We start from the raw sequence: 23,676 nt of genomic DNA on the forward strand, positions 1-23,676 counted from the left end.
CTTACAGAGCGATTCTTTTTTTGTTTAAATTTGTACAAAAGAAAACTAAGATGAAAAAATTATACATAATCACATTGTTTGTAATTGGAGGTTTTGTATCTCAAGCGCAGGAGCTAAAATGGTATACTGATGTGAGAGAGGCAATTACTGTAAGTAATAATGTACATAAACCAATGCTGATGTTTTTCACTGGTAGCGATTGGTGTGGTTGGTGCATACGTTTGCAAAATGAAGTTTTAAAAACGCCTGAATTTAAAAAATGGGCAACTGAAAATGTTGTTTTAGTTGAATTGGATTATCCAAGAAGAACACCTCAGACTACTGAAATTAAAAATCAGAATAGTGAATTGCAACAAGCTTTTGGAATTCAAGGTTTTCCAACTATCTTTTTTACAAGTGCTGAATCTAAAGATGGAAAAGTGAATTTTAAAGGTCTTGGGCAAACAGGCTATGTTGCTGGCGGGCCAACTGCATGGTTGACTGTGGCTGACGGAATAATAAATCCAAAGAAATCTTAAAAGGTTAAAGTATAAAAATTTAAAGCTCCTTGCGCTCCTTGTGCAAGGAGCTTTTTTTGTTTCGTAAGAAAGTTTTTATATTAGATGTGGTTAAATTGAGTATTTGATATTTTATTGTGTATAAAAAAACACATTGTGTATTTTTTGTATTAATAAAAATTGGATAATTAAAATATTATGTTAATTTCGTCAAACTAATCTAACCAAAACCAATATAATATGACCAAAAAATTACTTTTCCTACTATTTTTTTTAGGTTCATTTTTTATGCAGGCGCAAAATCTTCTTTGGAAAACAAATATGGCAGATGCAATTGCAATGAGTAATGAACAAAGAAAACCAATGTTAATTCTTTTCACTGCCTCAGGTGTACCAGAGAATCTTCAAAATGAAATTTTTAAAACTCCAGATTTTGCTGTTTGGTCGCGTGATAACGTGATTTTAGTTAAGCTTGATTTATCTGATAATTCGGCTTCAGACAGTGATAAAGAGCAAAATCTTAGATTGAAAAGTGCTTTTGGCGTAGAAGAACTTCCTCAGGTTTGTTTTGCCAGTGCATCTATTAGAAAAACAAAAACAACTTTTAGTGCGTTAGGAAAGATTTCTTATAAGCCAGGAGGAGCAAAGGCATGGATTGCCGAATCTAATGCGATTTTGCACCCAAGTGAATAGATAAGCGGTTAAATTCCGTTGTGATACAAGTCCCTTTTTGTGTACAAAAAGGGATTTTTTTGTGATAGCCACAGCTAGTTTGACAATTTTAAGTAGCTTTTTTTTTGAATTTTATATTTATTTAACTTTTAATTAGCAATTTCGATTTTCTTAACTTTTTTTGCAATTTTTTGTCTAAAGTTGGATTTTTTAGTGGGATATTATATTACTTTAGTCGAAATTAACCTACTCCTAAAACCCAAATTATTATGACTAAAAAAACACTTACCCTGTTATTTTTACTTGGTTCGTTTTTTATGCATGCGCAAGGATTAGTCTGGAAAACTTCTATGACTGATGCAGTTGCAGCAAGTATGGAACAAAAAAGACCGCTATTTATTTTCTTTACAATTGCGGGCGCCCCAACAAGACTTCAAAACGAAATTTTTAATACTCCAGATTTTGTTGTTTGGGCTCGAGATAATGTTGTTTTGGTTAAACTAGATTTATCCGATACGACAATATCTGATGCTGAAAAAGAGCAAAATGTGAGTTTAAAAACAGCTCTTGGTGTAGTTGAATTGCCACAGGCTTGTTTAACTATCGCCTCAGTGCGAAAAACAAAGACAACGTTTAATTTATTGGGCAGATTGCCTTATAAGCCTATAGCTGTGAAATCATGGATTGCAGAGGCTAATATTATGATGAATCCAGATTAAAAAGCTTTATTTTAATTTATAATATCCTTTTTCGGCAGTAGCATGAAAAGGGATATTTTTTTTGTAGCAAGTCTTTTCCCAGTTTTTTTGAATGACGTTTGAATTTGAAGCATCAGCGATTACTGTTTTTGGATGTATTTGTTCTAAAACTCGATCTAAATTTATTTTTGGAGATTGCGTCAATAATAAAATGTCGGGCTGGATTTTATTATTATAAATACCAGAGCTGTCGATAATGAAGATTTTTTTGTCGCTATAAAACAACATATTCTTAATTTGGTTCGCCGATTTGATTTTGCCAAAATTTCCAACTAAATAGGAATTTAAAATATTGTTTTTTGGATTGGTTAATATGGCTTTGCTACTCGTGAAAATCGTTATATTTTTACCGGAACGCATTGTAATTAGTGTTTGTTTTTTTGCATTGTAAACAATCATTTCATTTTGAGTCTCATTTTCTCTTTTGGTATGAATAAAAGAAATCTGTACCGAAATTATTGAAATTAAAAGCAGGACCAATTTTGGATAATCGGGCTTTTTTAGCCAAACAATTGACGTAATTATTAAAAGATAAAAAGTGATTAGGAAATAAAAATTAAAACTGATATCAAGTATAACAAACGATTTTATCGAAGCAACGGCATGAATGATTTGGTTTAAAATGTAAATGCTTTTTTCTAGTATTTGAGCTAAAAATAGCGGAGGAACATCAAAAACAGCATAAGTCATGACCAAAATTCCCGCGATCATCACAAAAGCCAAAACAGGAATAATGGCAATATTTGTGACGAAAAATAGCCCTGGGAATTGATGAAAATAATAAAGACACAATGGAAATGCACCAATTTGTGCTGCAAATGATACTGTTAAAGCATTCCAGATATAAAGTGCGATTTTGTTTTTTGGATTCCATAATTTTTTTAGTAAAGGCTGAAGCCAAAGAATAAAAAATAATGCGATATAGCTTAATTGAAAACCTGCATCGAACAAAAAGTAGGGCTCAAAAAGCAAAATCAGCAACATTGAGACTAATAAAGTATGGTAGATATTTCCTGCTCGGCGAAGATGATTTCCGATTGCAAGGAATGAAAACATAACTACAGAACGTAAAACGGAGGGAGACAACCCAGAAATAATGGCAAAAAAACTTAAGGCTGTTAATATGGAAATCAGTTTTATAAATGAACCTTTTCTGGTATTTGGAATTGGTTTCAGAATAAAATTTATTAGAAGCATTATAAAGCCAACATGCAACCCAGAAACTGATAAAATATGCGTTGCGCCAGAATATTGGTAATCCTGAATAATATCGGAAGAAATTTCTTGTTGCTGGCCCAGAATCAAGGCAAGCGCAACATTCATTTCAGCGGGATTAAAATTTGTTTTTTCTAGATTTTGAATGATGCGTTGATGAAGACAATCAGAGTAATACCAAATATCCTTTTTTATGTTTTTATTGATTTCGATTTCGGTTTTGTTTAGATAAACTTGAGCATAAATTTGACGATCTGCCAAGTATTGGTCATAATCAAATTGATTTGGATTCTTGTTTGAATTGTTTTTCTGTAATGTGGTTTTTGTCTTAATAAGACTTCCAATTGCTAGAGGATTTTTGAGGCTGTCTTTTGTAATATTTACGATGATTTTGCCAGAATATGTTTTTTTGTCAATTGTTTGTATGAGTGCAGTAAAGCGATTGCTGAAGGAGTTGCTTTTGAGTTTTTCACGTAGTATAAATGTTATTTCTGAAGGAGTTTCAAACGCTTTTGTGCAATGAATATAATTTGATTTTTGAAGCGAATTGGTGTGCGCAATAAGGGTAATTCCGCCAATAAAAAATGAAATGAAATATGTGCTTGCGCCGAAAATGGAAATAAATGTTTTGTTTCTTTTGCTCAAAAAGTACAGAACAAAAAAGATTAAGACGCCTAATCCCAATGCTATTTCAGAAATGAATAACGGAATTTTGATATAATAAAAAAATACAATGCCAAGAATAAACCAAATTGTAATTCTGGCCAAAGGAAAATCTAATACTTTCATGATCTAAAAGTATTAAAATTTTGTAAGAAAAAGAATATAAAATAATTATTCTACAATCCTGTTGATTTGAGCGAAAGAATTTTGGTAATAAGGTTCTTTGGTTGAGGAAATAATAACGCCTTTTGAAGTCGAGGAATGTATGAATTTAATTTCTGAAGAATTTACTTCTGTAATCAAACCAACGTGGTTTATTTGCTTGCTTTTGTTGGTTTTAAAGAAAATCAAATCGCCTTTTTGGGCTTCTTTAAATGGAATAACAGTTCCGATTTGAGCTTGCTCAAATGAGCTTCTAGGCAATTTTATATTTTCTGTTTGAAAAGTAGTATATACAAGTCCGGAGCAGTCAAAACCATTTTTAGTGGTGCCGCCAGCTTTATATTTTACGCCAAGATTTTCTGATGCCGTTTCAATTAAATGATTGGCAATAGTTTTGTTTTCTCGTTTTGTCTCCTTTTTGCTAACCGCATTTGAAGAAGATTTACAAGAAGCAAAAAGTAATGCTATAAGCAGTAAAACAATTATTTTCTTCAAAATCAAAAAGGTTTAAGCTTGCTTTAAATCAGCAACTATAAGTTTTGCAGTTTTTTTGCTTGCACCAACTCCGCCAAGTTTTTGTTCCAAAATGTCATAATTCTTCAATAGTTTTTCGCGATATGTTGGTTCCAATAATTTTTGAAGTTCTTCTTTGATTCGTTTGGTATTGCAGTCATTTTGAATCAATTCGGTAACCACTTCTTGATCCATAATTAGGTTGACGAGCGAAATGTATTTTAACGTAATAATTCGTTTTGCTATTTGGTATGAAATCTCGCTTCCTTTGTAGCAAACCACTTCTGGAACTTTAAAAAGAGCAGTTTCAAGTGTCGCAGTCCCTGAAGTTACTAAAGCCGCCGTTGAAGAACGCAACAAATCATAAGTCTTGTTGGAAACAAATGCAATATTTTTGTTTTTTAAGAATTGCTTATAAAATTCATATTCCTGGCTAGGCGCGCCGGCAATTACAAATTCATAATCCTGAAAATCATCAACAACGCTTAGCATTACACTTAACATTTTTGTGATTTCTTGTTTTCGGCTTCCCGGAAGAACGGCAATGATCGGTTTTTCGCCCAAATTATTTTCTTTTCTAAAAACAGCTTCGTCAAATGCAGGCTGATTTTGGATCGCATCAATTAATGGATGTCCGACAAAATCAACAGGAAAATGATGCTTGTCTTCATAGAAACTTTTCTCAAAAGGAAGAATCACAAACATTTTGTCTACATCTTGTTTGATAGCTTTGATTCTGTTTTCTTTCCAAGCCCAAATTTGAGGTGAAATATAATAATGCGTTTTATAATTTAGATCCTTTGCCCATTTTGCAATACGCATATTGAAGCCTGGGTAATCTATAAAAATAATTACATCTGGCTTGAATTCAGAAATGTCTTTTTTGCAGATTTTGATGTTATTTAAAATGGTTTTCAAGTTAAAAATAACTTCAACAAACCCCATAAAAGCTAAATCACGATAGTGTTTTACTAAAGTTCCGCCGGCTTTTTGCATCAAATCTCCGCCCCAAAATCTAATTTCGGCTTGCGAATCTTCTTCATACAAAGCTTTCATCAAGTTAGAACCATGTAAATCTCCAGAAGCTTCTCCAGCTATTATGTAATATTTCATATCAATTTTTTTAAAAGTGTGCAATGATATTTGAGCACAACATTTTTTTGCAAGACAAAGATAGGGTTTATATAAATAAAGTCGAAATTGCTAAAACGATCACTGCAAAAACAACACCTCTAGCCATCAATTCTTTGTTTCTTTTTAATAGAAATAAAAACAAAATCAGGTCCAGAACAGTCCCAAGAGTAATAACTTTTCCTAAATATCCGTATTGTTTTATGGTTTCGAGTCCATTTGAAAGATCAAATGAGGTGAATAATTTAACGAAAAGATAACTTCCTATAAGCGAAGTGATGATTCCGAGAACAAAACCAATTAACATATCTAATTTATTCATTTAATTTCCAAGTATTAAGTTGCTGCATTGAATGATGAGCGGTTAAGTCAAATTGAACCGGAACTACAGAAATATAACCGTTTTCTAGCGCCCATTCGTCTGTATCTTCGCCTCTGTCTTCATTTGTGAATTTTCCGGTAAGCCAGTAATAATCTTTTCCAAAAGGAGTTTGGCGTTTGTCAAATTTTTGCGCATAATACGCTTTCGCTTGACGACAAATTTTAATTCCTTTGATTTCGTTTTCTTTTAATTTCGGGAAATTGACATTTAAAACGACACCAGGAGGTAATTTATTGGCAAGCGTTTCTAAAACTATTTTTTTGACGAAAGATTTTGCCGGTTCAAAATCAGCATTCCAGTCGAAATCCAAAAGTGAAAAACCAATTGCATGAATTCCTTCAATTCCAGCCTCAACAGCGGCACTCATTGTTCCAGAATAAATTACATTGATGGATGAATTTGACCCATGATTTATTCCCGAAACACAAAGGTCAGGCTTTCGTTTTAAAATTTCATTTACAGCAAGTTTTACACAATCTACGGGAGTTCCAGAACAGCTGTACTCGGTAATTGCATCCCCTTCTTTTGAGATTTTATCTAAAAACAAGGTATTATTTATAGTAATAGCGTGCCCCATAGCGCTCTGAGGTTTGTCTGGCGCAACAACCACAACTTCGCCGATAGTTTCCATAACGCTGATCAAAGCTCTAATTCCGGGAGCCAGAATTCCGTCGTCATTGGTTACTAATATTAAGGGTTTTTCGTCTTTCATGCTTTGGTATTGTTTTTTAATTTTTCAAAATTAAGGCTTATTTAAGCAAATGTAGCAACAGATTTTGGTAGAATACTAACAAATAAATAAAAATTGTAAACTAAATCTTAAAGGGCTTTTGAACAACAAACTATTTTATATCTTTAACAAAAAATTATAGTGAGCTTGGCCTTGTTGGCACAGTTTTTACCGTAACTTAGATTAAAAAATTTGATGAATGCTATTATTAAGTTTATGAAAAGAAATTATAAAATACTTATAGCCGTATTATGCTTGTCAGTTACCTTGTTTGCATTTAAAATAAATGCTGATAAGTCTGAAGATCCGGATCCAAATAGAGACAAAACGCTTTTAGAATTGCTTGCCTTTGTTATTGAAAAAGGGCATTATAGTCCGGCTGAGATAAATGATGAATTCTCTAAAGGTATTTTTAAAGATTATATCGATGCGCTAGACCCTTCAAAGAGGTTTTTCCTGCAATCTGATATTGATGAATTCAAGCAGTATGAGCTACAGCTTGATGATCAGTTTTTGAATAAAGATTTGACGTTCTTCAATCTTACTTATACAAGATTGATGAAACGTATGGAAGAAAGCAAAAAACGTTACAAGACTATTTTGGCGCAACCATTCAACTATAATGTTGACGAAACTTTTAATGCTGATTATGAGCATCTTCCTTATGCTAAAAATGCAACTGAGATTAATGAAAGATGGAGAAAACAAATCAAATTGTCAACATTATCGTCACTGGTTACAAAGCAAAAATTAGAAGAAGACAAAAAGAAATCTGATCCAGCTTACAAAGAAAAATCTTTTGAAGCATTGGAGAAAGAAACTCGTGAGAGCTCTCTAAAATCATTAGATGACAATTTCGGTTTGATTAAAGATTTGAACAAAGAAGATTGGTTTTCTGTATATGTAAACTCAATTATGACTCGTTTTGATCCGCATACAAGCTATTTTGCTCCAGAAGAAAAAGATCGTTTTGATGTTAACATCAGTGGAAAATTAGAAGGAATTGGAGCTCGTTTGACTAAGAAAAATGATTTTACTCAAATTGACGAATTGATTTCTGGCGGACCAGCTTGGAAAGGAAAACAGCTTGAGGCTGGAGATATGATTTTGAAAGTTGCTCAAGGAAACGAAGAGCCAGTTGATGTTGTTGGAATGCGTCTTGACGATGTTGTGAAAAAAATCAAAGGACACAAAGGAACTGAGGTGAAACTTACAGTTAAAAAAGTTGACGGAAGTATTAAAGTGATTTCTATTATCAGAGATGTTGTTGAAATTGAAGAAACATATGCAAAATCTAGTATTGTTGAAAGAAACGGATTGAAATATGGAGTAATTTATTTGCCAAAATTCTACATTGATTTTGAAAATAAAGACGGCCGCGACGCAGGGAAAGATATCGCTCTTGAAGTAGAAAGATTGAAAAAAGAAGATATCAACGGTATCGTACTTGATGTTCGTGATGACGGAGGAGGATCTCTTTCAACGGTAGTTGATATTGCTGGTTTGTTTATTGAAGAAGGGCCAATTGTACAAGTAAAATCTGCTGGTAAAAAGAAAGAAGTTTTATACGATAAAGATAAAAAAATCGAATGGGACGGACCATTAGTAATTATGGTTAACAGCTTCTCGGCTTCAGCTTCAGAAATTTTGGCAGCTGCAATTCAAGATTACAAACGTGGAGTAATCATTGGAAGTAAACAAACTTACGGAAAAGGTACAGTGCAAAATGTTCTTGATTTAAATCAGTTTGTTCGTAATGCAAATTATGGCGATCTTGGAGCTTTGAAAATTACAGGTCAAAAATTCTATAGAATCAATGGTGGTTCTACTCAATTAGAAGGTGTTCATAGTGATGTTGTAATGCCGGATCGTTACGCTTATTTGAAAATGGGTGAGCGAGATATTGACAATGCAATGCCATGGGATAAAATTGACCCAGCTGATTACAGCACTTGGACTTCTAACGAGAAATTCAATCAGGCAATCAATAACAGCCGAAACAGAATTGCTAACAATGATCAATTCAAATTGATTGAGGACAATGCAAAATGGATTGATGTCAAAAACAAAGAGAATACTTATAGTTTAAATATCAAAAACTTTAAAGCAACTCAGGAGCAAGTTGAGAATGAAGGTAAAAAATACAAACCAATCGCTGATTACAAAAACAATTTGGTTTTCAAATCATTGCCTTACGAAGAGCTTGAAATGAAGAATGATGCTACATTAAAAGAAAAAAGAGATGCTTGGCACCAAGCCTTGGCTAAAGATGTTTATGTAGAAGAAGCTTTGAATGTTCTAGATGACTTGCAAACTAAAAGCTATGTAAAAAATACAGTTGCTCCTAAAATGAAAAAGGATAAACTAGTTAAATCTTAGTTCGATATAGAATTAATTTGTTATTAAAATGCTCCATAAATTGTATGTTTGTGGAGCATTTTTTTGTAAGTTTATTTTTAAATAAAATTAAAATAATGAAGAAGTATATTGTTTTGGGATTGATAGGTTTAGGATTTTTTTCTTGCAAAAAGGAAAATATTGCAAAGGAGGAAATTGCACCAGAAAAGCAGACTTCGTTTGTTTCTGCAAATTATACTTCGGACTCTTTGTATCCGATTGCATATTTGCCAACTTCTACAACAGGACAAATCGTAAAACATAATTATTATACACTTTCGTATAATGAAAAATATGAGCAAGCTGAATGGGTTGCTTACGAATTAAAAAAGGAGTATTTAAAAAATGGAGATTATAAACGCCCTTATTTTATTGAAGATCCAAAAGTGACAACGGGTTCTGCAGATTGGAGGAATTACAAAAATTCAGGTTATGACAAAGGACATCTTTGTCCGGCTGGCGATATGGAGTTTAATAAAGAGGCATATAATGATACTTTTTACACATCAAATATTTCGCCTCAAAAACATGATTTTAATAGCGGAATTTGGAATAGAATCGAACAAAAAACACGTTATTTTGCTCAAAAATACAATGATATTTATGTCGTAACGGGTGGAATTCCGAAAGATTCAGATAAAAAAATAGGGACAGAAAATGTTGCTGTCCCTAAATATTTCTATAAAATTGTTTTGGCTAAATCTGGGAAAGAACATAAAGCAATTGCATTTTTAGTTCCGAATGAAGACAGCGACAAATCGATTTATGATTTTGTAGTTCCAATTGAAACTTTGGAAAAAATGACAGGAATCGATTTCTTTCCGAATTTGAAAAACTTAAAAAGCAGTAAGGACTTTTAATTCTTGAATCGTTTGAGTTGGGTTTTCAGCTTTAAAAACAAAGCTTCCTGCAACTAAAACATCTGCTCCGGCCTCTACTAATTGTTTTGCGTTTTTGCTTGTTACACCACCGTCAATTTCGATTATAGTTGAAGCATTTTTGCGAGTAATCAAAGCTTTTAGTTTTTCGACTTTCGCATATGTGTTTTCAATAAACGATTGTCCACCAAAGCCAGGGTTAACACTCATAATTAAAACTAAGTCAATATCGTTTATTACATCTTCCAGTAAATCGACATTGGTGTGCGGATTTATTGCAACTCCAGCTTTCATTCCCTCTGCCTTAATGGCTTGAAGTGTTCTGTGCAAGTGTGTGCAAGCTTCATAATGCACGGTTAAGATATTTGCTCCTAAATCGGCAAAAGTTTTAATGTAACGATCCGGATCAATAATCATTAAATGCACATCAATTGTTTTTTTTGCATGTTTTGAAATTGCTTCTAAAACAGGCATTCCGAAAGAGATATTCGGAACAAAAACTCCGTCCATGATATCAATGTGAAACCAATCAGCTTGACTGTCGTTAATCATTTCGATATCACGTTGTAAATTAGCAAAATCGGCAGCAAGAACAGAAGGAGCAATAAGTGTATTTTTCATTGTGTAGTTGTGTGTTGTTTTTTTTACAAAGATAAATTTTTTATGCACTGCATGGTAATTTAACCGCAAAGCACGCAAAGTTTTTTGGCTTGTAAGGTTCTGTAAAAAAGCGCAAAGTTCGCAAAGCTTTGTGTGCTAAAAAGAAACAATAAAAAAACCTTTGCGAACCTTGCGTGAACCTTTGCGTGCTTTGCGGTTAAATTTCAAAACGTAAAATAAAAAACTCCGGTAATCAGCCGGAGTTTCAATCATCAATCAAAAAACGAACAGTCAATCAAACTGTTGTTTGCGTTACAAAGGTTTCATGGTTTATTTTTCAAGTTACGGAAAGCAACCTGAAACTTTAAACTTGAAACAAATATTGTTTATCCTAAATAAGTTTTAAGGATTTTACTTCTAGAAGTGTGTTTCAATCTACGGATTGCTTTTTCTTTAATCTGACGAACACGCTCACGAGTTAAGTCGAAAGTTTCTCCAATTTCCTCAAGAGTCATTGGGTGTTGATCGCCAAGACCAAAATACAAACGAACAACATCAGCCTCTCTTGGAGTTAATGTTTCTAGTGAACGCTCGATTTCAGTACGAAGTGATTCGTGAATTAATTCTCTGTCTGGGTTTGGAGATTCACCAGAACGTAAAACGTCATAAAGGTTAGAATCTTCACCTTCAACAAGAGGTGCATCCATAGATAAGTGACGACCAGAGTTTTTCATAGACTCTTTTACGTCATTTACAGTCATATCAAGTTCTTTTGCAATTTCCTCAGCAGAAGGGGGACGCTCGTTAGATTGCTCTAATAACGCGTACATTTTGTTGATTTTATTGATAGAACCAATTTTGTTCAAAGGTAAACGAACGATACGAGATTGTTCTGCCAATGCTTGAAGAATCGATTGACGAATCCACCAAACGGCATACGAGATAAATTTGAAACCACGAGTTTCATCAAAACGCTGTGCAGCTTTGATAAGACCTAAGTTTCCTTCGTTAATTAAGTCAGGAAGAGTTAATCCTTGATTTTGATATTGTTTAGCCACAGATACTACGAAACGCAGGTTGGCTTTTGTTAATTTTTCTAATGCTCTTTGATCACCCGCCTTAATTCTTTGTGCTAATTCTACCTCTTCATCTGCGGTAATTAGGTCAACTTTTCCGATTTCTTGTAGATATTTATCTAACGATGCAGTTTCACGATTGGTTACCTGCTTGGTGATTTTAAGTTGTCTCATGTTTTTGTCTCCTCAATTTTTAAGTGTACAAATGGTTATACGTACGAAGTATCAAAAAAGTTACAACTAATTTAAAAATATTTTTAAAATTTATAATTAATTCCTGTTTGCAGTGACAAACTATATGGTTTTGCTTCTCCATTTTCTTTAAAAGTATTGAGATAATACTTGAATAGTGGGTTGATGTCTAAGCCTATCTTATCTGTTAATTTATAGGTGATTCCAATTCCAAAATCGTAAGAAACATTCAATCCGGAGATGTTTTTTGCTTCTCCAATTTTCTGTTTTGCTATTTTCTCTGATTTGAGATACAAATCGTTTTTATCTAAAAATAAAAAAGTAAATCCGGTGAAAAGATCGATGTCAAATTTGCTTTCATCTTTTTTTAGGGCATAGTTAAATTCTAACGGAACTTCATAATAAGAAAGTTTTTGAAGCAATTCAACTTCATTAGAACTGCCAAATGTCGCCTTTATATTGGTGTCAGATTTAAGATCGATGTTTTTAAAATCGGTAATTAAATTTTGATCAAGTTGTGTACCTGTTTTTAGATTAATTTTTGAAAATCCTGTCCTAAAACCAAATCTATCATACATCGTTTTCACATATATGCCGTAATGAGAAGTGATAGGATGGCTTTTTGGCAAATTATCCATTGTTGGGCTAATCATTGACAGTCCGTTTAAAGAACCAGAAATTGCAGGTCCATAAAAAGCATGGACACTAAAATCTGGATTTGCTTCCTTGGTTTTAGTATTATATTCTTTTTTTACATATTCTCTTTTTGGTGTTGATGGTTTCTTTACATATAAACTGTCAGTTTTTGGCAAAGTGTCTTTTTTTATGTCTTTTTTCTCTGAAACAACTTCTGTTTTCTTTTGTGTCAAAGTATCTTTTATAGGTGCTGAATTTTCTGTTTTTTCAATAATTAATGGTTTTGTCCCAATCTTTTTATTTTGTTTTTTAGCTTTAGATGCTTTTTTCGAAGTTGGATTTAAAGTTTTGGCTGTTTTATTTGCTGTAATGCCAGTTTTACTGTTGCTAGGTTTGTTGGATTTTTTTGCAATATTTGATGGAATTGGTTTTGTAGTTATTAGCTCTTTTTTAATAACAACTTTATATTTTTTTACCACTTCGTATTCTTCATATTCATTTGTAGATGTGATGAGTTTGCTGGATTCTTTAACAAGTTTTACATTTTTAGTTTTTGTAATTGTAGTAATTTGGTCTGGTTCTGTTTTTAAGACTATTGATTTTTGATTTTGTTTTTTATCTGATTTCTGAGTTTGGTTTTCTGTATCAGTTTTCTTTTTTGGTTGCGTTTGATTTATTTCTTGAATATTAGAATTGAAATACAGAAATGTTGACAAGAATGCCATAGAAATTAAACTCGGAATTAACCAAGCCAGAATTCTTTTTTTTCTTTTACGATTTAGATCTTTTTCAATTTTTGACCACACCAAGTCATTTGGATTTTTGTCCAAATTTTCTAGACGATCTCTTATTGCTTTTCCTATTTCAGTTCTATTTTCCATTTTTCTGTTTAGAATAATAAAATGTGCTTTTTGGTTTGATTTTTTCCTTTAAAATCTGTTTTGCCCGATGTAAATTGGATTTTGAAGTATTTTCAGAAATTGACAACATATTTGCAATTTCTTGATGTGAAAAATCATCTAATTCATATAAATTAAAAACCAAACGATATTGATGTGGTAATTCTTGAATGAAATTCAGTAAAGTATCAAGAGGCAAGTCAATTTCGTTTTCGGTTACAAAATCATCTTGCTGATATTCATCTTTAATTGCCGTGAGTATATAGGATTGTTTGTATCGGGTTATTGCTTTATTAATCGTTATTTTTTTAATCCAGCCTTCAAAGCTACCTTTCCCTTTATAGTTTTTTATACTGCTAAATATCTCAATAAAAGAATCATGAAGATTGTCCTCGGCTTCTGCTTCATTGGTGCAATACTTTAGACTTAACGCAAAAAGAGTCTTCTTATACATTTGGTATAATTCTTCTTGTGCTTTTCTGTTTTGCTTAATGCAACCTTTTATGAGTTGGTCTAAATTCAAATTTTATTTTTTGATTTTGTAGTATTTTGGTAAGCGATTGTTTCGGTTTGTAATTAATAGTATAAAAAAAAGAAAAAGGTTGCGTTAATAAATAAAAAAAAAAACCTCTGTTTCAATTTTAGAAACAGAGGCTTATTTGATATTTGTTCAGAAATAAAATTAGTTGCTGTTTTCCTTTATTTCTATAAAATCTTTTATAAAAACAGGTTTTCCGCTAGAAGAAAATCCTTCAAGTGTTACTTCATATTTTCCCGAAACGTCTGAGGCATAAAATTTAATGTTTGAGTTTGTTTTGCTCAAATCAATGTTTGGTTGCCATAAAAGCTGATGTCTATAATCCGGAATTCGTACGTTTTTATTATCTGTATAATCAGGACTAAAATAATTTTTCTTTACCTGAGGTCTTAAAATTTCTGGTCTAACGATAAACTTGCCTTTCAGCTTGGTGTCATAATCGCCATTTTTTGTTGTGAACGAAACGATTCCGTTAAACGATTTTGATCCATAATAGTAAAGTCCTCTTACTACATTTACTTTGTAAAGGCTTTTAGGATTAAAGGCAAAAAACTCATTTAAGTCTTCAATAATTAAGCCGTCAACAATAATCATTGTTGGTAATGCCGATTCATAATTCTCATCATTGTCAAAAACATGAATGGAATAAATATTATCGGTTTTTCGATAGTAAACCCCTTTTAGGATTTCTGTAATTGTTTCCTCCATATTTGGAAATCGCGTAAAATCATCTAATACAAATTCTTCCGATGATGCTCCAAAAAAAGGAAGAGCGACAGCAGGCGTTATTATGCTATCTTTTTTGACATCATAATAAGCATTTTCGACTTGAGTTGAAATTAAGCGATCAGTGATGTTTTGTTTGGATTCTGAGTTGAATTGAACTGCAGGAAAAGTCAAATTAGAAAAATCTATATTTTTTTGTTTGTCGATTTCAATTATATAATCTTCTTTGCCGGTTTCAAGGACTTGAACAATAATGTTTGAATTTGAATTCTCTTTTTCTAAAATAACAATGAACTTGCCTTGATCATCGGTTTTTACAATTTTCAGGTCGGCATTTTTTCCAACAATAGAAAGTGCAACTTTTTTGTTTCTAATTTCAGCATTTGCCGAAGATATCTTTCCTGTTATGATTTCACCTCGCAATTCAGGCAATACAAATTGGTTGTTTGTGATTTCGCCATTTTGGTTGGCTTTACTGCTAAAAGTCGCTTTATTTTGAGCTAAAAAGCCATCTGTTTTTCTAATAGATAAAGTATAATTCCCTTTTGAAAATTCTTCCGAATTAGATTTGATGTTTAGTTCAATTAAATCTCGGGTGTTGTATGATTTGTTTTTTAAATCAAATGAAATATTGCTGTTGTTTACAGTTTCTGAAGCAACGGCATTATAAGAAACTGTGCTGTTGCTTGGATTTTCTTTATATGGATTTACAATATAAATATCGGCAGAAAAATAATCTGGTGCGGTTTTATTAAGCATCCAATTTGTATAACCAATCAATTTGTAGCTTCCAGTTTCTAATGTAGTTGGAATAAAATAGTCGCCATTTCCTGTTGCTTTTTCAAGAAACAATTTATGTGTAAAAACTGTTTTTTTATTACTGTCAATTAATTGTACATAAGCTATTTTACTGAAAATTGAAGCAGTATTTGCTAGTTTGTCAATACAGAATAATTTGTATTGCAAAGTTTCGCCTGTCAAAAAAGAATTTGCATTTGTGCTGATATAAATTGACTCATTAATTTTTTTGTCAACTTCATTCAGTTCACTAACGGAATTGTTTTTTTGAGCAAATACAATCTGCTGGCCGCTTAAAGCGAGCGTAAGGAGTAATATGTATCTTAATCTATCCAAAATGGTGGTTTTACGTTTGATGAAAATGAAGTACAGTCGCCGCATTCTATTGGGTATAAAATATAGCTTGTTGGCGATTCTGTAGGGTAGAAAACCCTAGTGCCATTGGCTAGTAAATTTAATATTACTTCGCCTTGGCAGTGCGCCAAAGGATTTTGACTAAAACAGTAGCTAAATACATACTCATCTAAAGCATAGTCAGGAATTGGAGCAGGACAGTCGTACTGGTAGTTTGGAAATGGCTGACCATTCAATAAATCAGTGAAATTGAAAAAAAGCCTTTTTTCAGAATACGAAGACACATCAAAATAACCAATAACTTTTTCTTTTGGATTGGCAACGGATTGAATGTTGCCGTAAAAAAATCCGGGTTGCGTTTGAGATAAAATGCTTCCGATATTAGATATTTCTTTTAATGTTGCGAAAAAAGTATGCGCAGGAAGACTTTGAACATATTGTTTTACCAATATGCTGTATCTGTTTCTTATAATAGGATCAGTGCTTGGAATAAATCGAACAGGAAAATTGATTACTTTGTCTTCAGACAAATCGCTTGTGCTGGTTAAAATCAGCTCGTTTGATTTTTGACTTAAATAGCAAATTCTTGCTTCATAGGTTCTGTCTTCAAAAACTACTTTTCCTGGAGGATTAGAGCCAGCAGCAAAAAACACAGGAACAGCTTTTTGAGGATACCATTTTGGTGCTACAACTTTATAGGTTTCGTCATATTCATATCTGTAATAATGTGAGCTATTAGTAGGATCAGTGCTGTTTACAGTGATTTCAATACCAAGTTGATTGTTTTTGGTTTTTGCTATGGCTTCTAGACTTTCAATATTAGTTTGTTGTGGTAATTTTTCAGTGCTTGAAACATAATCTCTTCCATCTTTAGTGTGAACATGCAATTGATATTGCCTGTCTGGAGCAGCCTGAAACGGAGCAACAGAAGTATAATTTTCAGCATTTTGTTTGAATTCATATTTATTGCCCAAATTATCGCTAACAAAAACAGTAGCATTCGCTTCAAAAGTTGGCATTTTTTCATCAAGCTTATAGGCTCTTGTGACTTTTACTTCCTGAGTTTTATTTTGATTTGTAATAGTTGCTTCAATTACAATAACATCTTCATAGGCGCTGCTCGATTGGTACTCATACGGCGTTGTACATCCCAATACCGATAAAAACAAAGTTGTTATTAGAAATCTAACTAAAAAGATTTTTTTCATAACGGTTAAAATTTAAAATTATAAGTAATGGTTGGTACTGGAACCGCAAAAATTGAGGTTTGATAAGCTTTTACTTGGCCGTCTTTGGTTACAAAAAAGACTGAATACGGGTTGTTTCTGCCCAAAACGTTATAGATGGAAATATTCCAGAAACTATGCGCTAATTTTTTGATCTTATGATTTCCTTCAATGTTTAATCCAATATCTAAACGGTAATAATCAGGTATTCTGAATTTGTTTCTGTCGGTATATAAGGTGTATTCAGCACCACTGTAATAATACTTTCCAATAGGATAAGTGATTGGTCTTCCTGTTTGATATACAAAATTAGAAGAAAAACTGTAACGATGTGTAAACTTGTAATTCATTACAATGCTGACATCATGTGGTTTATCAAAATTACTTGGAAAATATTCTCCGTTGTTTACTTTTTCATCGTTAAACTGGCTGTCTAGTTTGATGAATGATCTAGAATATGTATAACCAATCCATCCGTTAAGTCTTCCGATTGATTTTCTCAATAAAAATTCGATTCCATATGCTTTTCCATTGCCTTGAAGCAATTCTGTTTCCAGGTTTTGATTTAAGAGAAGTTGTGATCCAACTTTGTAGTCCAAAATGTTTTTTGAAGTTTTATAATATCCTTCAAGACTTAATTCAAGATCTTTATATTCTAATTTTTTGAATATACCCAACGAATACTGCAAACCGCTTTCTGGTTTTACATTCAAATCAGATAATTTCCAAGTATCAGTTGGCGCTTGAGTTGTATTGTTTGTGAGCAAATGAATGTATTGGTAGTTTTTGTCGAAACCGGCTTTTACAAAAAGACTTTCGTTAAAAATGTAACGCAAACCAACTCTTGGCTCAAAACCACCATTTCGGGTAATTACTTCGTTATTGCCATACGTTTTTTGCTCAATTACAGTTGCTGGAGATTTAGGAACGCCTTCCTGATAAATATTTTGTGTCGATGGGCCAAGAGCCATATAATAAGAATATCTTGCTCCGACATCTAGCAATATTTTTTCGGAAATTTGAAATTTATCCGAAAGGAAAGCGGCTGATTCCAATCCTTTTTCATTTTCAACAGTAACTGGGGTGACTATTGAACTTTCTCCGTATGGAGACAATTCTCCAGGATTTACTTTATAAAGTTTGCTCGAAATTCCGTAAGTCAATTTGTGTTTAGCGTTAAGCTCGCTGCCAAATTTTAAAACGGCTTGACTTTCGTTTATTTTATATTTTAAAAGAAAAGATTCAGGATTAATAGATTGATATTTAATGCTGTATTTGTATTCGCTATTCGTAACATTAAATTCGCTGTTGTTTTTTTCGTTGAAGGCATGTTTCCATTTCAATGAAACTAATCTGTTGCTGTATTTAAATAACGAGTCTGGAGTCAAAGTATAAGAATCTTTGCTATAGTAACCTGTTCCTTCAACCGAATTGTTTTTGTTGATTTTGTGATTGTATTTGGCAAATAAGTCATAGAAAGAAGCATGGCTGTTTTTTAATCTTTCGTCATCTAAAGTTTTTAAAATCCAATCAGAATAAGTAGCGCGCCCGCCAACTAACAAACTTGCTTTGTCTTTTACAACAGGTACAGAAAGAGTAAGATTACTGGTTACGGGGCCAATTCCTCCTTCTCCAGAAATTTTTTCGGTATTTCCATTTTTAGAAACAATGTCAAAAACAGAAGATAAGCGTCCTCCAAATTCAGAAGGAATTCCTCCCTTGTAAATATCAACCTTGTTGATTGTATAAGGATTTATTGAAGAGAAAAAACCAAATAGGTGCATAGGATTATAAATCGTAGCATTGTCCAATAATACTAAATTTTGATCCTCTTTTCCTCCTCTGACATTGAATCCAGAAGATCCTTCACCTGCCGTTTTGATACCTGGAATTGTTAAAGCGACTTTCAAGACGTCTCGTTCTCCAAGAACTAGCGGAATCGTTTTTACGCCTTCGGCTTCAATTGTTGTAACTCCTGTTATAGCGGTTCTAATGTTTTGATTGTCTTTTCCTTTTACCAAAACTTCATCTAGCTGATTGATTTTTTCAATAACAGAAAAGTCTAATGTACCATTGCTGTAAATCATTATTTTTCTGGAAGTACTGTTGTAAAATAATGATTCGACTTCAATTGTGCTTAGTCCTGTTGGAAGTTTAAAACTATAAAAACCTTCAGCATTGGTCGTTGAGATTATTGATGTGTTTTTTACTTTGACATTAATATCGGCCAATGGCTTGCCGTCTTTCAGGTCTGTAATATGACCAGATAAGGTATATAAATCGACTTCTGAATCAACGGCTTCTTTTCCAATTAATGCAATAGGAGCTGTTGTTCCAGATTTGTCTTTTTTGACCGAATCATATTGCTGGAAAAAAATTGGAGCATTTGCATCTTTTTTATTGCTTTGAAACTTATCATAAATGATGCTGTTTTTTGTCAATATGATTTTATTCTTATTGATGTAAAAATTAAGCTCTGTATCTTGTAAAACTTTTGACAAAATTTCCTCAATAGTTTTGTTTTGATAATCTCCAGAAATTAATACGTTTTTATCAAACCAATTGTCTTGATAATAAAACTTGTATGAAGTTGAAGCTTCAATTTTTTCTAAAACAACAATTCTGTTAATATTGCTGAACGTAAGGTTTATTGTCTTTTTTTCGCCTTGTGAATGCAGTAACTGATTAAAACCGAAAAATAATAAAAGGATAGTAAATATTCTCATTTGTATGTTTCTTCGGGTTTTAATTATTAATGTATTTCATCAAGTTTTTCATGAATAATGGAGGGTTCTCTTTTCGCAAACTTCTATTCATCAGATAGAAATCATTTATATTTCTTTTGCTTTCAGGGTATAAGGCTATAATTTCTTTTTTTTCATTGATTAAGTTGAATTTGTTGTCTTTCCATAAAACAAATTCATATCGAGGTTTGTAATCAATCACATCTAATTCTGCCTTGATATTCTTCTTTTTCTCTTTGTAATATTTAATATAAAGTGCTTGATTGTTTTTGATTAGAGTTTCATTGTAATAGCCACCTTTAAATAAAGAATTGCTTAATCCTGTCAGTTTTACAAAGCTCTCATCGCCAATTTTAAAGTTGGGAATATTGGCTTTTATAAGATTTATTTTTGTTGTGTTTTGCTGATCATAAGGACGTAAAACAAGTTCGTCTGCATAGATGTCATACTTTAATGAAACATCAAAATAATTTTGGCCATTATAATTAACACTTCCTTTTCTGAATTCATCTGTGCCGTAGTATCGATGTTTATTATCGATAGTTTGGTCAAAATTCAAATGAGCAGGACCATTTTTAATATCTAAGGATTCTATTCCTGTATTTTTGTCAAACCAATTGAAGATTTCGGTTTCTTTGATACTTTGGCTGTGTATCGAAGGAATGTTTAATAATAATCCAAATAAGCATAGTAATAGTATCGTTTTTTTGGAATTTTTCAAAGGATTGGTGGATTTTTGGTTTTATTTTCGGTTAATTTCAAAAGTATTAAAAAAAAGTTATAATGGATAGTGAAAATTGTTAAAATACGATAAAATGTTTATGTTTTGTTTTAAAAAACCTCTCAATGTTTAAACAAATTCAAAAGAAGCAATAAGGTTTTACAGATTTTGCTCCTTTTGGATTGTTTTAATAAAGATGTGTTTTTTAGATTATTTTACTTCAAAACTTTCTTTTAGCGACACTGGTACTCCATTTTTTGTAAATCCTTCTAAATTTATTTCATATTGTCCCGGAATATCAGAAGTAAAAAATGAAATCGTTTTTTCTTTCTCTTCTAATGATAATTCTGGTTCCCAAAGCAATTGATATCTGTAATCAGGAATACGGTCATATTTGCTAACACTGCTATAATCTTGCTTAAACGGTATTATTTTGCCTAAAGGTCTTTGAATTTCAGTTTTTAAAATATAAGAACCTTTATCTTTTGAACTATAATCATTGTCTTTTGTCGTAAAACTAATAATGCCGTCAAATGCCATTGGCCCATAAAAATAAATGCCAGGTACTAAGCTGATTTTGTAAATATTGTTCATTTTAAGGTCGATTAGTTCATTTGTATTTTGAACTAATAATCCATCAACTAAAACTAAAGACGGCTCCGAGAAAAAATTAAGATCATGATTGATATCTCTTACGTGCAAAGTGAAATTTTTATTTTCTTCACGATAATACATTTCCTTAACGATTTCTATGGTAGTTTCTTTTAAGGTTGGGAATCTTGTATAATTGTCTAGAATATACTCTTTTTGTAATGGATGAAAGAAGGGAAATGCTTTTGGATTGGCTTGGATACTATCTTTTTTTAAATGATAATAGGCATTTTCGACTTGATTTGCAATTGATCTTTCTTCGAGGCTGGTTTTGTAGTCGGCAGTAAGATAAAATTCTTCATTTTGTTTGAGTTCAGATAAATTATATGCATCATATTTATCTATTTCAAGAGTATAGTCGTTTTTATCATTCTCAACTACCTGAACAATTGCATTAGAATAATTAGGGTTTTTATCTAAAATAAAACTGAATTTTCCGTCTTGATTTGTTTTTACAACTTTAAAAGCGAAATCTTTTCCAGGCAATGATAATGAGATATTTTTATCGGCTATTTGGCTTGGGTCTTTGCTGTTTTTGATTGTTCCTGATACTATTTCGCCTCTTAATTCTGGCAAAAATGTTGTCAGATTTAAATTGTTTTCAGTATTGGATTTTGCAAATTCCAATGAATTCAGTTGTCTTTTAAAAGGCAAACTGTTTATTTTTTTTATTGAAAGAGAATAACTCCCTGTATTGTCTAGATTATTTAATGACTTTATTTTAAGAATGATTTGCTCTCTTTTTGACGCAATTTTTTTATCTGCTTCTAATGCAAAAAGCTGATTTTTGGAAGCAGAATTTATTGCAATTGACTGACTTTCTGTATTTGATTTATTGTCTTCTTGAGTTGTTGATTGCGTTTGTTTTTTGTTGCTTACAATATAAGGATTTATAATGATAAGATCAGTCACAGATGCTTTTGAAATCTTGTTGTTCAGCATCCAGTTTGTGTAGGCAATCAGTTTGTAGTTGCCTGTTGCAATTGTTGTTGGAATAAAAAAGTCGCCTTCACTCGTGCCATTTTCGAGATAAATCTTATTGCTGAAAATAATTTGTTTTTCATTGTTTAGAAGTTCAACGTGAGCAATTTTACTGATCGAACTAAAATTGTTATCAGGAGCGTTCAAACAATAAAATTTACAATGCAGTGTTTCTCCTGCAACTAAAGTCGTATTATTTGCGTGAACAAATATATTTTCGCTATATAGCTTAGTTTCATTTTGAGTTAATGAACTATTCTGCGCAATAGCCATATTTGCGACTATCAGCATTATGATGCGTATTATTTTTTTTAATCTATCCAAAATAAAGGTTTAATGTTAGATGAAATTCTTGTGCAGTCGGTACAACCAGGAGGAAAAAATATAACGATTTCCATATTGCTTCGTTGTCCATAAAATACTTTTTCAGGAACAGGCGACTTAATTAATGCAAGTATTGTTGCGCCGGCACATCCCTTTGCGTCCCAGCAGTTCGCTAATTCTGTCGGGATGCAATCTGTATAAAATGGGGGATATTGGTCATATGGAAACAGATCTCTGAAATTAAAAAAGATCCTTTTTGACGAAACAGATGACACTTCAAAATAACCGATTATTTTTTCGTCAGGGTCATCATCTGATTTTAAATTGCCATAATTAAATCCAGGCTGAACTTGTGATAAAAGACTTTCTGAAGTTGAAAGTTTTTTTTGAGTAGTATAATAAGTATACGATTCTAAGCTTTGAACATATTGGCGTACAATAATGCTATAACGCTCATTAAGGATAGGATTTGAAATATCAATAAAACGTATTGGAAGATTGATGCGATCTTCACTTTGGCCAACTGTGCTAAGCAAGATTAAATCATCTGATTTTTTTGTAGTATAACATACTCTGGTTTCGCCTTGTCTAGGAGTTATCAAATAATTAGGTTCTTCTTTATTTGGGCTGTTTGGATCTACAATAAGTTTGTTTGGACTCCATGAAGGAGATACAATTTTGTATGTTTCTTCATATTCGTATCGGTAGAATTTTGATTTTGCACTTGGGTCATAATTTGTTACCTGAATTTGAACTCCCTTATACCCATCGATAGTTTCTACCTTTGGTTCGACTTGAACATCGCTAACAGCTGTTAAAGTTTGTGTTGCAGACGAATAAGATTTTCCGTCTTTTGTGGTAATATGCAATTGATATGATTTTTCTGGAAGAGCCTGAAAAGGTTCTTTTGAAACGTATAATCCTGAATATTCTTCAAATTCAAATTCATATGTTTTATTTCCATCTTCACTAATATAAACATTTGCGCCTGCCTCCATCGTTGGAGTTTTTTCTCCTAAACGAAATGATCTGGAAATTTTTATTTCTTGTGTTCTAAGTTCATTCGTAATCCTAGCTTGAACTACGAGTATGTCTTCAAAAGTGTTTGATTGAAAAATATATTGTTCCGTACAACTGCTTATGGTGATGCAGAAAAATATAAGAAATATTTTCTGGCATAAATGTTTTGTATATAGGGTTTTAAATCTCATT

Annotated in this window: 20 protein-coding genes; 5 read left to right on the forward strand and 15 right to left on the reverse strand. The window is 32.2% G+C overall.

Annotated elements, in window-relative coordinates:
• Positions 1 to 50 precede the first annotated feature (50 nt).
• From EYY60_RS17865 to EYY60_RS17875, 3 genes are all read left to right on the forward strand, one after another.
• The gene (locus EYY60_RS17865; protein WP_132990656.1) at positions 51 to 518 is read left to right on the forward strand and encodes a thioredoxin family protein; all 468 of its coding nucleotides are present in this window, start codon (positions 51 to 53) and stop codon (positions 516 to 518) included.
• A 219-nt stretch (positions 519 to 737) separates the two neighbouring features.
• A complete protein-coding gene (locus tag EYY60_RS17870; protein ID WP_132990657.1) occupies positions 738 to 1,190 on the forward strand; it encodes a thioredoxin domain-containing protein in 453 nt (150 codons plus the stop codon).
• 248 nt (positions 1,191 to 1,438) lie between these two features.
• The gene (locus EYY60_RS17875) at positions 1,439 to 1,888 is read left to right on the forward strand and encodes a thioredoxin domain-containing protein (RefSeq protein ID WP_132990658.1); all 450 of its coding nucleotides are present in this window, start codon (positions 1,439 to 1,441) and stop codon (positions 1,886 to 1,888) included.
• Between the two features lie 6 nt (positions 1,889 to 1,894).
• On the opposite strand, the gene EYY60_RS17880 is transcribed toward EYY60_RS17875, so the two are convergent.
• From EYY60_RS17880 to surE, 5 genes are all read right to left on the reverse strand, one after another.
• Positions 1,895 to 3,931, reverse strand: coding sequence for a ComEC/Rec2 family competence protein (locus tag EYY60_RS17880; protein ID WP_132990659.1), 2,037 nt, complete (start codon positions 3,929 to 3,931; stop codon positions 1,895 to 1,897).
• A gap of 45 nt (positions 3,932 to 3,976) precedes the next feature.
• A complete protein-coding gene (locus EYY60_RS17885) occupies positions 3,977 to 4,462 on the reverse strand; it encodes a C40 family peptidase (protein ID WP_132990660.1) in 486 nt (161 codons plus the stop codon).
• Between the two features lie 12 nt (positions 4,463 to 4,474).
• A complete protein-coding gene (lpxB, locus tag EYY60_RS17890) occupies positions 4,475 to 5,593 on the reverse strand; it encodes a lipid-A-disaccharide synthase (RefSeq protein ID WP_132990661.1) in 1,119 nt (372 codons plus the stop codon).
• Positions 5,594 to 5,660: 67 nt separating this feature from the next.
• Positions 5,661 to 5,933, reverse strand: coding sequence for a hypothetical protein (locus EYY60_RS17895; protein WP_132990662.1), 273 nt, complete (start codon positions 5,931 to 5,933; stop codon positions 5,661 to 5,663).
• The gene (gene surE, locus EYY60_RS17900) at positions 5,926 to 6,705 is read right to left on the reverse strand and encodes a 5'/3'-nucleotidase SurE (RefSeq protein WP_132990663.1); all 780 of its coding nucleotides are present in this window, start codon (positions 6,703 to 6,705) and stop codon (positions 5,926 to 5,928) included. Before surE ends, EYY60_RS17895 begins: the two co-directional genes overlap by 8 nt.
• Positions 6,706 to 6,918: 213 nt before the next feature.
• Between surE and EYY60_RS17905 the strand changes: the two genes are divergently transcribed.
• Together EYY60_RS17905 and EYY60_RS17910 are read left to right on the forward strand one after the other, a co-directional pair.
• Positions 6,919 to 9,102: a carboxy terminal-processing peptidase gene (locus EYY60_RS17905; protein ID WP_132990664.1), complete on the forward strand. Its 2,184-nt coding sequence runs from the start codon at positions 6,919 to 6,921 to the stop codon at positions 9,100 to 9,102.
• A gap of 95 nt (positions 9,103 to 9,197) precedes the next feature.
• On the forward strand, positions 9,198 to 9,980 hold the full coding sequence (locus tag EYY60_RS17910; protein ID WP_132990665.1) for a DNA/RNA non-specific endonuclease: 783 nt from the start codon (positions 9,198 to 9,200) through the stop codon (positions 9,978 to 9,980).
• Here the strand turns inward: EYY60_RS17910 and rpe are convergent.
• From rpe to EYY60_RS17960, 10 genes are all read right to left on the reverse strand, one after another.
• A complete protein-coding gene (rpe, locus tag EYY60_RS17915) occupies positions 9,957 to 10,619 on the reverse strand; it encodes a ribulose-phosphate 3-epimerase (RefSeq protein ID WP_132990666.1) in 663 nt (220 codons plus the stop codon). The genes EYY60_RS17910 and rpe overlap by 24 nt on opposite strands.
• Before the next feature lie 365 nt (positions 10,620 to 10,984).
• Complete coding sequence (locus EYY60_RS17920) at positions 10,985 to 11,848, reverse strand: sigma-70 family RNA polymerase sigma factor (RefSeq protein WP_007804760.1); 864 nt, start codon at positions 11,846 to 11,848, stop codon at positions 10,985 to 10,987.
• Positions 11,849 to 11,931: 83 nt separating this feature from the next.
• Positions 11,932 to 13,383, reverse strand: a complete 1,452-nt coding sequence (locus EYY60_RS17925; protein WP_132990667.1) for a hypothetical protein — start codon at positions 13,381 to 13,383, stop codon at positions 11,932 to 11,934.
• Positions 13,373 to 13,924: an RNA polymerase sigma factor gene (locus tag EYY60_RS17930; RefSeq protein ID WP_132990668.1), complete on the reverse strand. Its 552-nt coding sequence runs from the start codon at positions 13,922 to 13,924 to the stop codon at positions 13,373 to 13,375. The genes EYY60_RS17925 and EYY60_RS17930 overlap by 11 nt, the downstream gene beginning before the upstream one ends.
• A gap of 159 nt (positions 13,925 to 14,083) precedes the next feature.
• Positions 14,084 to 15,799, reverse strand: a complete 1,716-nt coding sequence (locus tag EYY60_RS17935) for a hypothetical protein (RefSeq protein WP_132990669.1) — start codon at positions 15,797 to 15,799, stop codon at positions 14,084 to 14,086.
• The gene (locus EYY60_RS17940; RefSeq protein ID WP_132990670.1) at positions 15,787 to 17,025 is read right to left on the reverse strand and encodes a DUF4249 domain-containing protein; all 1,239 of its coding nucleotides are present in this window, start codon (positions 17,023 to 17,025) and stop codon (positions 15,787 to 15,789) included. The genes EYY60_RS17935 and EYY60_RS17940 overlap by 13 nt, the downstream gene beginning before the upstream one ends.
• A gap of 5 nt (positions 17,026 to 17,030) precedes the next feature.
• Positions 17,031 to 19,769: a TonB-dependent receptor gene (locus tag EYY60_RS17945; protein ID WP_132990671.1), complete on the reverse strand. Its 2,739-nt coding sequence runs from the start codon at positions 19,767 to 19,769 to the stop codon at positions 17,031 to 17,033.
• 19 nt (positions 19,770 to 19,788) lie between these two features.
• Positions 19,789 to 20,508 (reverse strand): hypothetical protein, encoded by a 720-nt coding sequence (locus EYY60_RS17950; protein ID WP_132990672.1) that lies wholly within the window; start codon positions 20,506 to 20,508, stop codon positions 19,789 to 19,791.
• Between the two features lie 210 nt (positions 20,509 to 20,718).
• Complete coding sequence (locus EYY60_RS17955) at positions 20,719 to 22,431, reverse strand: hypothetical protein (protein WP_132990673.1); 1,713 nt, start codon at positions 22,429 to 22,431, stop codon at positions 20,719 to 20,721.
• 20 nt (positions 22,432 to 22,451) lie between these two features.
• Positions 22,452 to 23,675, reverse strand: coding sequence for a DUF4249 domain-containing protein (locus EYY60_RS17960; RefSeq protein WP_132990674.1), 1,224 nt, complete (start codon positions 23,673 to 23,675; stop codon positions 22,452 to 22,454).
• Position 23,676 lies beyond the last annotated feature (1 nt).

The organism is Flavobacterium zhairuonense, from assembly GCF_004352915.1.
Taxonomy (GTDB): domain Bacteria; phylum Bacteroidota; class Bacteroidia; order Flavobacteriales; family Flavobacteriaceae; genus Flavobacterium; species Flavobacterium zhairuonense.